This is a genomic window from Rickettsia philipii str. 364D (genome assembly GCF_000283995.1).
In the GTDB taxonomy this organism is placed as follows: domain Bacteria; phylum Pseudomonadota; class Alphaproteobacteria; order Rickettsiales; family Rickettsiaceae; genus Rickettsia; species Rickettsia rickettsii.
Window position 1 is genome coordinate 541,436 of sequence record NC_016930.1, and the last position, 12,602, is coordinate 554,037.

Consider the following 12,602-nt stretch of genomic DNA (forward strand, 5'->3'; position numbering starts at 1 on the left):
ATTAGTGTTTTATTTTGACATAGTAGTAATATATAAGTATAACATCAACACTAATTAAAAGCTATGAATTAAGGAGCAGAGTATGAAAAAATTAGAGCAACACTTTAAAAAACAGCGTAATGGTCACGATATTCAAGTAAAGAAATATAAAAACGATCTTGATGTAATCGGCATTAGATATGACCATAAATTTGCACATGTTGCAGTTCCAAATCATGCTACCGGCGGTTTTGAATATTTTAAATGGGATTGGATGACAAGCATTACGGATAGTCATTCAGAAATAGTACCAAGATTTAAGACAATAGTAAGCATTTTAAAAGAAGCTAAAAGTAACCCAGCCCAGTATGAAAACTTAGTATCTAACTTGGATGCTAGTACTAAAAATGCACTTGAGGTTACTATTAAGAGTAATAATATTACTGTACCGATACAAGACACTAATAAGGTAATGTCAGAAATATTATCAGGAATGCAAACATGGCTAGATACAAAAAGTCATATCCCTATGGACCTTAAACAAAAATTCTTAGATTTAGGTTCTAATCATTTAGAACTATTCATAAAAGCTGCTTATAACAAATTTAACAATAAGTGGATAGTTAAAGAGTTTGTTGATAATGCTGTAAAAACTGGAGAAGAAGGTAGAAAATATCTAGCCGATTGTGATTGTAGTGCAACTGACCAGCTATGGACAAAGCTTGTTGAACCTATAATAGAAAACCTTAGAATAAGCGAAAATTCAACTGATAAATCTGAAGATGATGAAATATCAGAGGCTTCGGCGAATAAACTTGGAGCAAAAGTAAAGACTTTAGCACTATCTAATACTCATGAACTACCAGCACAAAAAGAAGCATTAAAGCTTGTATATGATATGAGGAAAGGTGATATAGATAAAGCAACTGTTGTTAAGAACATTAATTTTTTTGGTCAGGATGATACTGTATTAGGTGGGTCTGTAGAATATAGTGGCCTTACTATTGACCAAATCAGGGCTAAAGCAGTAGAGATTGCCGGTGATGATGCTGCTTTAGAATAGCTTCTTAAGGTTATTCGCATTGTCTATGTCATGTCTGTCCCCAGCTAAAATGGGAATCCAGTGCTTGCCTCTGTCATAGCGTGTCTTGTCCACGGTATCTAGAAAAAATAAAATAAAGACTGGATGCCGTGGTCACGCCACGGCATGACATAGTAGGTTTACCTGTTCATATAACAATACCTATCAATTATATTCATGATTCTTAAAAATATATCTTTACTAATAATATTATTTTTTTCAATATCAACTTTTGCTGCTGGTCATAGTCTAAAAAATATCTCTATTACTGTTGTTGCTCCGGCAACAGGAGCGGATAATAAAACCTTGTCGGATTTAAAAAATATTAATGGACTAAATTTACAAATTTCTTCTAAGTGTTTTGCTAAAGGTAAGCTACCCTTTCTTGCAAGTAGCGATGAAGTAAGATTTAATTGCCTGCGGGATGCATTATTTGATGAGTCTGATAATATAGTATGGAGTTTACGAGGTGGTTACGGCTCTGCGAGAATAATTCCCGATTTACTAAAGCTATCAAAACCAAATAAAGAGAAATTCTTTATAGGATATAGCGATATAACAGCGTTACATCTTTTTCTATCACAAGAATGGGGCTGGAAAACTATTCACGGCAGTAATATAGCCGATCTCTTAAAGCCGGAACAAGATCAAGGTAATTTTACCAAGCTTGCTGAAATATTAAAAGGTAAAGTAAAGCAGGTTACTATAGATAATTTAGTGCCTCTTAACGATATAGCAAAATCAAGTGATCTTGTTAACGGCAAACTAACAGGCGGTAACTTAACTATGGTGCAGACTAGTATAGGAACGAGTTGGCAAATAAAGACTAAGGGCAAAATTCTTTTTTTAGAAGATGTGAATGTAGTTCCTTTTAGATTAGATCGTGAGCTTTTACACTTAAAGCAAGCAGGGTTACTTGAGGATGTTAAGGCTATAATATTTGGTTCATTTGGTAAAGATTTTGATGCCACAATGTTAGTGCTTCGTAATTTTGCAGATAGTTTAGATATACCGGTATTTAAAACAAATAGATTCGGTCATGAAAAAATTAACGATCCGATTATTTATAATACGAATAGTAAGATTATTAAAAGTAAAGCATTTAAGTTAGTGATGGGGTTGTAAGCACTATTGCGAGCAGTTGCTAAGCCGTCATTGCGAGCGACTGAAAGCCTTGTTGCATGGTTTGTTTATGTCATATTCCCGTGTAGGCGGGAATCCTAGGGTAAAGCGAGATAAATCGAGCTTTAAAAAAAGTTTTAAAGTACTGGATTCCTGCCTACGCGGGAATGACATTGAGTCTTAAGTTGACACCCATGCACCTGCACAGGAATGACATAATTAGCCTATCGACTCAAATGCAAATAATCATTATACTTTGATAAATTCAAATCATAAGAAAAGAATTTATTTGTAATATAATGTTCAAGTAATTTTACTAATCCTGCTTTATGTCTATTTAAAGTCTCGATGCTTAAAGCTATTTCCGTTGTGTGCACATAAGGTTCGGTACTAGTTATTTTTACGTATGCGATAGTAATATTGTTATTTATAACTGGATTCCTGCTTTCGCGGGAATAACACAAAAGGGGCTGGGGATGACATAAAAGGGACAGAGAATTACATTGCGTAAATCCGTTTTCTAGTAACATCAAACTTTCTATGATAAGTTGCGGAGAGAGTCCAAGCTCTATTTCTTTCTTAGTCGGAATAGTACCGGTCTTATAATCTAGTATAGTTATATTGTTTGATTTACTTATTTCAATTCGGTCAGCTATACCGATTATTTTTATATCTTGACCTACAATATTTAGCCGTAACTCCCCTTTAGTTTCAAAATAGATTTCTTTGCAGTTTTTTCGGCGTTCTATATCAAATAAAATAAAAGCTTTGCTGAAAGCCGTGAGTTTTATTTGCCAAGTTTTTTTGGTATAGCTTGGTAAAATAGTGCTATATAAAATATGATTACCGATATTTATTAAAGCATTTTGTTTATCAAGCAAATTTAAATTAATATATTGTTTGTTGTAATTTTTAGAATATTCCTCTAAAACTTTATGAATCAAATTACCGAAATCCGATATTTTAGGTTCTTCCCATATATGATCTTTTTTACGTAGTCCAAGAATTTTCTTAGCATAAAAACCGTATGGGTTTCTTATTAATGTTTCTATTTCGGTTACTGATAAGGTGGTTGGGAAAGAGGGGCTGTGGATCTCAATACTCTTGTCATACCGTGGCTTGACTACGGTATCCATATCATTACTGGACCCCGTGATCAAGTCACGGGGTGACACAGAACCTTTTTCTAGCTTCAAAAATAAATTACTCGGCACTGACAGTTTCCCATCATATTTTTTAGCATTCAGTATAACTATTTGCTTATTTTGTAGAAATAAATTGAAGTAATCTGAATATAGAGTAGGAGCAATTTCATCGTAATCTATATTTAGTATCTGCAATGCTTTCTTGCTAAGCCATGGGTGAGCTTTAGCACTAAGTGTCCAGTTTTCATTATTAAAATGCGGTAATATAATTAAGTCAAATTCACATAATGCTAAATCTTCAGGCCGTCCTATAATAATACTAGCAGCGTCAGTATTTTTGTAATATTTGATATTAGAAAGTAAAAAAGAAAAAATTTTAGGAAAATCCTTTTTATCCGTTGAATTTATATATTTACTATATGCAGTTAAATTGGTTAAAAACTCAAGTAGTTCTGCTCCTCCTTCTTTTTCCCAAATAGTAGGCAAAAGTTTTTCAGTTATTTCTTTAGTTAAGGTTAGAATAGCTTGTATATTATGTGGAGTATCGGTAAATAAAATATCTATTAAGTTACGGCAATACTCTCTTATATCCTCATTATCAAATTGTAATTGCAATAAATATTTCGGTGAGGATATAAAACGGTTTTTATTAGATAGCATTAACTCTAACTGCTGCACAGTAGGGCAGTTAATTAAAGGATTTTTAAGTAATAAAAATAGAAGTTTTAAATCAAAATTATTACATAATATTTTAATAATGGAAGTTAGTAATTCACCTATATTAGTAAGCCTTAAGTCATTACCTAGTAGATCTTCATATTTGTCTAAAAAATTACAATATACTCTTTTAAGCTTATTATTATTTGTAACGATTGCAATCCGTCTGTCTTTATTACGGCTACATATATAAGATATTTGTTTAGTTTCTTCATAAATGTCATTAGGTTCATAATAAGATATACCATCGCTAATCTGCTTGGAGGCAGGATTATAGTGAATTATGTAATCCTTTAATTCTTCTTCAAATCTTTTTAAAAAAACATTAGGCTTGAATATTCCGGCGAGTATTACCTGCTTATGTCCTGTTTTTATTTTTATTATTTCTTCTTGTAATAGCTTTAATTTATAAACTGCTTTAGTTTGTTTTTGAGTAAACGATATTTCTTCTTGCCATCTTAAAAAGCAATATTCTAGAAATTTATAAATCTTGTGCCAATAGTTAGAATTGTTATAGATTTCAATTAATTTTATATCGATATTATTGATTATAAGATCATTAAACAATTTTCTTAAAAGTTCTGCAGCTTTTAATGATTCTTTTAATGATTCATTGTTATTCAAAGGTAATTCTTTATATTCGGTGATAATGGATGATAAAATAAGTAATTCTTCTATTTTAGATATATAATCCGAATCGGTTTTTTTTGAAATAAGAGAATTAAAAGGAATAATGATAGGTAATTTAATTTTATATTTATCGGTTAAAATCTTCTTTAATTCTAGGCATGAGAAATTATTAGGCAATATTATTTGAACTTTTGTATCTTTACCTAATTTATCAATGATATACTCAGCAAAACTTTTCAAAAAAGAATAATCAGCAGTCATAAATAATGTTTTTGATGATAATATAGCAGATCAAAGGTCCGAAATCTTATTTAAAATGATAATATAGTACAATAAATAATATTTGATTATTAGTTTCTTATTAAGTATCTTTAAAATATATTAATTTAAATTTAATAAATAAAGAAATTTTTTATATTATTTACTATTATAGTCTCTATAATATCACGCGCTTATGCTAATAATTTAAACTCACATATAGCTTATTGTGATAATATACAAGTAGAACAACAAGAAGATTTGGTAATACAAAAATTGGTTAAACTACTTGTGACTGAAATGCATTGTATTATTAGCGGCTGTTTACAACAATGGGATGTGCAAGATAATCGGGTAAAATATTCAATTACTTGGCAAGAACAATGTGGACCTGTAATTTATGGTCAGTATCAACTAGAAGGTAATTGTAGAGGTTCTACTTTCGTATATGAACGCTCTAAAAATTCCGTATATTGTTGGCCGCTTGGATATGAATATAATAAAGCGTTTGTAATATGTTCATCTAATGATGTTAAAAACTAATATTTACTTACTAACTTTTACGAATTCTTTAAATAATTCTAAATCTACTCCATTATCGTTAAGATATTCAGGATGCCATTGAACGCCGATAACAAATTTATGTTTTGTTGATTCAATGGCTTCAATTATACCGTCTTCTGCTGTTGCAGATACGATAAGATCATTACCAAGTTGTTTAGCAGCCTGGTGATGAGTCGAATTAACCATAGTTTGTAGCTGATTATTAGCTATTTTAGCAAGTTTAGTATTTGCTTCTATATTAATTGCATGCGAAACGATGTTTTTAGGCGAAGGTTGTGTATGATTAATTACAGTTTCAATATAATCAGGAATATGTTTAATAAGCGTACCCTTAAAAATAACGTTTAATAACTGCATACCTCGGCATATTCCTAAAACCGGAATATCTCTCTCTAATGCTTTCTTTAAAACTAATATCTCAAAATTATCACGTTCTTCATTGGAAACGACTATATCTTCGGCGTATTCCGGCTCATAAAATTTAGGATGTATGTCCTCATCACCGCCTGGCATTACAACACCATCAACAAGTTCCATAAGCTGATTTATTGTATCACTTTGATAAGGTAATAATAGCGGTACACCGCCGGCTGCAATAATCGCATCGGTATAGTTTCTTCGCAAGGCGTACCATGGAAAAGCAGCGTAAGTATATTTTTCACAATTTTGAGCTAAATCAGGTGTAACACCTATTATCGGTTTTTTATACATTTTATTATCATTTTATTATTTTGCTGTCAGCTATGTCATTCTTCAGAGTACCGGACAGTTCATAAAAGTCCTATCATTGCAAGCCAGCATTTATGCTGACGTGGCAATCTCAGGAGTTTTTTTTATATTATCTTATGAGATTGCCGGGTCGTTGCTAACGCAACTCCTCGCAATGATGATGACTTGGCATCCATGCAGCAAAGACACTATGACCCCTCAATATGCGGTGGTGTTTCAAAAGTATGGAACGGCGGTGGTGAGGTAAGTGTCCACTCTAATGTGTCTGCTCCTTCTCCCCAAGGATTGTTTGGACAATCTTTGCCGTATTTTAGCGTATAGAAAACGATAAATACAAAATAAAGGGCAGCAAACATAGAAATACCTGCTCCTATCGACGAAACCATATTCCAGCCGGTGAAAGCTTCAGGGTAGTCCGGTATTCTTCTTGGCATGCCCGCAAGACCTAAGAAATGCTGCGGGAAGAAAGTTAAATTAACGCCTATAAAGGTAATCCAAAAATGAATTTTGCCTAAAATGTCCGAATATTGTTTACCAGATATTTTGCCAAACCAATAATAAAAGCCTGCAAATGCCGTAAATAAAGCACCGAGCGACATCGTATAATGGAAATGTGCAACAACATAATATGTATCGTGCAGAACTCTATCAAGTGCCGAATTTGATAGGATTATGCCGGTTACGCCGCCGATCGTGAATAATATAATAAATCCTATCGCAAATAGCATAGGAGTTGGAAATGTAATCGAACCACCCCACATAGTCGCTATCCAGCTAAATATTTTAATACCCGTCGGAACTGCTATAATCATCGTTCCGGCAGTGAAATATATAAGTGCATTATAAGAAAGCCCAACAGTAAACATATGGTGAGCCCATACGATAAATCCAACAAAGCCTATGATCACCATAGCCCCGATCATACCTTGATAGCCGAATATAGGTTTGCGTGAAAAAGTTGAAATAACTTGACTTACTATACCAAAGCCTGGAAGTATTACGATATATACTTCAGGATGACCGAAAAACCAAAATAGATGCTGAAATAATACAGGATCACCGCCGCCGTCAGGCTTAAAGAAAGTAGTTCCAAAATTACGATCTGTAAGTAGCATAGTAATAGCTCCACCAAGTACCGGCATCGCAAGAATTATTAGAAATGCGGTAACTAAAATAGACCAAACGAATAACGGCATCTTGAAAAGTCCCATTCCCGGAGCTCTCATATTAAAGATAGTAACGATTAAGTTAATTGATCCAAGGATTGACGATAGACCGGTTAAATGTAAACTGAAAATAGCCATATCAACGGCTGCACCGGGGTGACCGCTTAAATTACTTAAAGGAGGGTAGAGTGTCCAGCCCGTTCCTGGCCCACCGTCAACAAAAGCTGATCCCATAAGTAAAAGAAAAGCAGGCACTAGTAGCCAAAAACTGATATTGTTAAGGCGTGGAAATGCCATATCGGGAGCCCCTATTAATAGAGGTACGAAATAGTTACCAAAGCCACCGAACAAAGCCGGCATAATCATAAAGAATACCATAATAACCGCATGTGCTGTGATAAGTACGTTATATAGCTGGAAATCATGATTTAAGAAAGTGCCGCCGGGCATTGCAAGCTCTAACCTAAAAAGCAGTGAGAACAAACCTCCGACAATTCCGGCAAAAACGGCAAATATGATATACATAATGCCGATATCTTTGTGATTGGTAGAAAAAAGCCATCGCCTCCAACCGTGTGGGGTGTGGTGGCTATCGTGATAAATTTCGGTAGTAGTTATATCCATAATTATTATTCTGCCTGTTTTAATTTTTCGATATCTGCTCTAACAATTGCCGGAATATTCCGAGTGATTTTATCATAATCCCAATCCCACCATTGAATTTCAAGTAATTGCTCAACTCTCTCATCAGGAAATCTATATCTTTGCAGGATTACCGACAACAATACTATACTAGTACCCATAGCAATAGCACAAAATTTTCCTATAATCAATTTAACAAAATAAGCTCCTCTAACATTTTCATATTCAAATTTCTCAGGGTGATTAGCGTCATTATAATAAGTGTAATCTCCGACTATGATATTTAGATTATGGATAAAATGTTTTAAAAATATCGTTTCTTTTGCTTGTTTAGGAACAAGATGGGGATAAGGGTTATTGTGGTTAGGCATATATTAAAAAATTTAAAGTAATAGTTTTAGTTTATACAATACTTTCGTTATAAATTACCATGCTTCTGTACCTGCTGAATCATCACTACTTAATAATTTCTTGATGTCGATTAGAATCGGTTATATCGTTTAGTAATTTATCTAGTGCAGATATTTTTGTATTATAATTTTTCCATAGAACTTCTAAATATAATTAGTTAGCTGCCAATTTTGGCTTCTTGCCATTCATAGCAGTCTTATTCTGGCTTGCAATCCAATTGTCGAAATCCTCTTTACTTACTACTTCTATAGCAATCGGCATGAAGCCGTGATGGATGCCGCATAGTTCAGAGCATTGTCCGTAATATACGCCTTTTTTAGCCACTCTTGTCCAGGTTTCGTTTATTCTGCCTGGGACTGCGTCTATTTTAAATCCAAGTGATGGAACGGCAAAACTATGTATTACGTCACCTGCGGTAATGAGAAACCTTACGGTAGTATTTTCAGGGATAACAATTCGATTATCAACATCTAATAATCTTTTGTGGTTAGGTTTTAAATTTTCGTCAGAGATCATTACGCTATCAAATTCTAAATTGTCATGATCAGGATATATATAATGCCAATACCATTGATAACCTACTACTTTAATAGTGAAATCCGTTTCGGGTATTTTTTCGGCATGACGCAATATTTTAAAAGACGGTACTGCAATAATAACTAAAATTATTATAGGTATTACAGTCCAAATTATTTCTATTAAAACATTATGTGAAAATTTTGCCGGTACGGGATTATTTTTTGCATTAAATCTGATGCATACAAAGCCAAGTAATCCGGCAACAAATAAAACAATAGCTGTTGAGATATAAAGCAGAAAATTATGAAAATGATGTAATTCCTCCATAATCGGACTTGCCGGTGGCTGGAACGTTACTTGCCAAGGTAACGGCTCGGAAGCAAAGCAATTACTGCTAACAATCAAAAAACAAATTAAAGCAATAGACATTTTGCCAAATTTCGCTTTTGGAGGTAATGTATACGTCAATCCGGTACTCGAATCCTCACTTACGCTTTTGTACTCTGCGGTTCGAGGGGAAGTGTCTTCTTTAAATTCCTCTCTATAAGCTGGTTTGGAAAGATGTCTAATAATATTTTTCATAGCACATATAAAGTTATTTACATTTAATATAAATGGATATACAGTAAAAATCGATAAATTTTTGTAAAAACTACATATTTTTAATAATATTTGAGCTAGACAGTATACCTATATTAGGATGTTGCAGTAAGTCAATAACTTCTATTACTTTCGCATTTCTTAATTTTGCTTGAATTTATTTATTAACTGAGGATCATGCTTTGTTACAGCGATTACAGCAGGACAAATATTGTGCACTAACCGAGCATAATCATTAAAATCTTTTAGTTTAGGTAATATGAGTACTTTATCAACAAATGTGAAAGAACTTAAAATTTTTGCTTGTTGTAATTGATTATGGATAGGTTGACGTTTTTTATATTTAATAATTGTTTTATCCGGCTCTAAAGCAACGATTAAGTATTTACCGTGTTTTTTAGCTTTGCGTAGAAATTCTATATGACCGTAATGTAATAAATCACAACAACCGCCTACTAGAACTATTTCACTATTTATAGGACAGTTTTTATTTAAAGAAATATTCTCATAATATTCTATTTGGGTAATTTGACAGTATTATGGCTAGATGAGCAGGACATAAGATTTATAAAAATTAATAAAACATTAATACAAATAGGAAAAGTCTAGGCATAATATTTATCTATATAAGTTAATAAAAATTAACTTTTAATCAATAAAAAACTAATTAAGACAGAAATAAAACAAGATTTTACAATTTTCTATTGTAATTTGTTTGTATATAGTGCATATTATTACTAGTAATGAAAAATTGATTCAAATAATCTTCAGAGCAATTTTAATGAATGATACCGCACTATCTTGTGATTTTAATGGCATATTACCATCATCTTTTATTAGTGCACGTCTCAGGAAAATCCTCACCTCTGCCTCCTTATTATTATTTATAGGATTAGTTGTTTTTGTCTCTTTTGCTGTTAATAATTATGTTAACAACACTTTATCCATAACCTTAGTACAACCTGATAGTAGTGAAGAAGAAACAATTTTATTTAAAGAAGTAGTAGTAAAAAAAGGCGATACTATAAAGTCAATTTTGATAGAACAACATATCCCTAAAAATGAAATAGACAAAATTGTAAGTTTAATAAAGGAGGGAAAATTATCTGCGCTGAAAATAGGGCAGCAAATTACTTTTGAATATGAAACAAAAATTATCGAAAACGAGGATGAAGATTTAACCTCAGAGGTAGCATTCTTAAATAAAATCGTTATAATTATCGATAAGCTAAAAACTATTGAAGTAATTAGAGAAGGTGATAATTTTAAAGTTGAAGAAATTGTAGTACCTTTAAATAAAAAAGTTGCTAAATCGTCGGTAAGTATTGAGGCAAATTTCATGTCAGCTCTTAAAAAACTGGGCTTATCGGATAACAGTATAATAGAGCTGATTAATGCTTATGCTTATCAAATCGATTTTCAGCGTCAAATAAAAAGCGGTGATACTGCAACCGTAATAACGGAAAAATACGTAACGGAAGATGGTAAATTTTCCCACTACGGTAAAATTCTATATGTTTCATTAAATCTTTCAGGGAAAGAATATAATATATACCGTTATTCTCATGACAATAACGCAAATAATAATGCATTTTTTTCCGAAGACGGTAAAAGCGTAAAAAGAAGCTTACTTAAAACTCCGCTAAAAGTTATAAAAGTTTCTTCACATTACGGTAATAGAAAGCATCCGATACTCGGTTATACTAAAATGCATAGGGGGGTTGACTTTGCAGCTCCAACCGGTACGCCTATATATTCCGCAGGAAACGGAGTTATAACAGAAATAGGTTGGAAGTCGGGTTATGGCAAATTTATTCAGGTAAAACATAGCGGTACGCTATCTACTGCTTATGCGCATGCTTCAAATTTTGCAAAAAATTTAAAAGTCGGAAGTATCGTAAAACAAGGACAAATCATCGCATATGTCGGAAGTACCGGCAGAGCTACAGCTCCACATTTACATTATGAAGTTAAAATTGATGGAAAACATGTTAATCCTATGTCAGTTAAAACAACACCGGGTATAGAATTAAACGGAAAAAATTTAGAGAAATTTAAACAATTTAAAAAAGAAATAAAAACTTTAAGTGTTAAGCTTGATAAGGAATTGCAAGCTGATAAAGCAGCCACAGTTTCATTGTAGCGTGAATATCCTTGTCATACCGTAATCAACTTTGTGTTGTACGGCTCTTATGTCATTCCTGCGAAAGCGGGAATCTAGTAGAATCTATAAAAAACTTGTTTTTTATAGATTTATTTTATCAAATATATAATTTTGTATTAATATTAAGGTTGTTTTTTCTGGATTCCCGCTTTCGCGGGAATGACATTTACAATTATGCTCCCACTACTAAAAAAACTATATCTCACATTTGCTCGTAGTAGTCGTATAATAATAACCTTAGTGATTATTGATCAGTTAAGTAAATGGTGGTTTATTGATAATTTGAGATGGAAGCCGGGCTTAATGCTTAAGGTTACTTCTTTCTTAAATATGGTTTATACTTGGAATTACGGTATTAGCTTTGGTCTAATGCGTGAATATTATCAATATAGCAATGCTATTTTCTTAATAACGAATACGATTGTTGTCTGTTATTTATATTATTTGATGATACGTTCAAAAACGATCGGAAGCTTTGCCGGTTATAGCTTTGTAATCGGCGGAGCTGTTGGTAATCTAATTGATAGATTTTTTAGAGGAGCAGTTTTTGACTTCATCCATTTTCATTATCAGAATTATAGCTTCCCCGTATTTAATTTAGCTGATTGCTTTATTACAATAGGAGTAATTATCTTAATAGAAGATTATTATAGTACTAAAAAAGTTATTGAAGAAAAGGCTAAAGGGAATTATGATAATGCTCAAATTGAAGCTATGGCTGAAAAAATTCGTAATACCGATAAGGGTGGTAATGATAAAATAGCTTCCTTGCAAAATTAAACTTATAGAGAGGAATTTGAAGGAAACACAGAACGCAGAACCGTAGCGTAGTAGACCTACTTGAGGATTCAAGTACCGGGTTGACGTACAAATTA

10 protein-coding genes and 1 pseudogene are annotated in these 12,602 nt (G+C 32.6%); 5 read left to right on the top strand and 6 right to left on the bottom strand.

Going from position 1 to position 12,602, the window contains the following annotated elements:
• Positions 1–82 precede the first annotated feature (82 nt).
• Positions 83–1,042, top strand: coding sequence for a hypothetical protein (locus RSA_RS02790; protein WP_014364664.1), 960 nt, complete (start codon positions 83–85; stop codon positions 1,040–1,042).
• A gap of 195 nt (positions 1,043–1,237) precedes the next feature.
• A complete protein-coding gene (locus RSA_RS02795) occupies positions 1,238–2,185 on the top strand; it encodes an LD-carboxypeptidase (RefSeq protein WP_012150748.1) in 948 nt (315 codons plus the stop codon).
• 221 nt (positions 2,186–2,406) lie between these two features.
• Here the strand turns inward: RSA_RS02795 and RSA_RS02800 are convergent, their stop codons facing one another.
• Complete coding sequence (locus RSA_RS02800) at positions 2,407–4,935, bottom strand: PD-(D/E)XK nuclease family protein (RefSeq protein ID WP_014364665.1); 2,529 nt, start codon at positions 4,933–4,935, stop codon at positions 2,407–2,409.
• 297 nt (positions 4,936–5,232) lie between these two features.
• Here RSA_RS02800 and RSA_RS09425 point away from each other — a divergent pair, with 297 nt between their 5' ends.
• The gene (locus tag RSA_RS09425; protein ID WP_231284262.1) at positions 5,233–5,475 is read left to right on the top strand and encodes a hypothetical protein; all 243 of its coding nucleotides are present in this window, start codon (positions 5,233–5,235) and stop codon (positions 5,473–5,475) included.
• Between the two features lie 3 nt (positions 5,476–5,478).
• Here the strand turns inward: RSA_RS09425 and RSA_RS02810 are convergent, their stop codons facing one another.
• From RSA_RS02810 to RSA_RS07390, 5 genes and pseudogenes are all read right to left on the bottom strand, one after another.
• Positions 5,479–6,207 carry a gamma-glutamyl-gamma-aminobutyrate hydrolase family protein gene (locus RSA_RS02810; RefSeq protein WP_010977188.1) on the bottom strand — a complete coding sequence of 243 codons (729 nt, stop codon included), beginning with the start codon at positions 6,205–6,207 and terminating at the stop codon, positions 5,479–5,481.
• Between the two features lie 206 nt (positions 6,208–6,413).
• On the bottom strand, positions 6,414–8,015 hold the full coding sequence (ctaD, locus tag RSA_RS02815; RefSeq protein WP_014364667.1) for a cytochrome c oxidase subunit I: 1,602 nt from the start codon (positions 8,013–8,015) through the stop codon (positions 6,414–6,416).
• 5 nt (positions 8,016–8,020) lie between these two features.
• Complete coding sequence (locus tag RSA_RS02820; protein ID WP_014364668.1) at positions 8,021–8,404, bottom strand: acetyltransferase; 384 nt, start codon at positions 8,402–8,404, stop codon at positions 8,021–8,023.
• A gap of 193 nt (positions 8,405–8,597) precedes the next feature.
• A complete protein-coding gene (gene coxB, locus RSA_RS02825; RefSeq protein WP_014362997.1) occupies positions 8,598–9,545 on the bottom strand; it encodes a cytochrome c oxidase subunit II in 948 nt (315 codons plus the stop codon).
• Between the two features lie 159 nt (positions 9,546–9,704).
• Positions 9,705–10,123: pseudogene (locus tag RSA_RS07390) on the bottom strand (adenylyltransferase/cytidyltransferase family protein).
• 221 nt (positions 10,124–10,344) lie between these two features.
• Between RSA_RS07390 and RSA_RS02835 the strand changes: the two are divergent.
• Together RSA_RS02835 and lspA are read left to right on the top strand one after the other, a co-directional pair.
• On the top strand, positions 10,345–11,706 hold the full coding sequence (locus tag RSA_RS02835) for a M23 family metallopeptidase (protein ID WP_014364669.1): 1,362 nt from the start codon (positions 10,345–10,347) through the stop codon (positions 11,704–11,706).
• Between the two features lie 195 nt (positions 11,707–11,901).
• The gene (lspA, locus tag RSA_RS02840) at positions 11,902–12,507 is read left to right on the top strand and encodes a signal peptidase II (RefSeq protein ID WP_014364670.1); all 606 of its coding nucleotides are present in this window, start codon (positions 11,902–11,904) and stop codon (positions 12,505–12,507) included.
• The last annotated feature ends 95 nt before the right edge of the window (positions 12,508–12,602 follow it).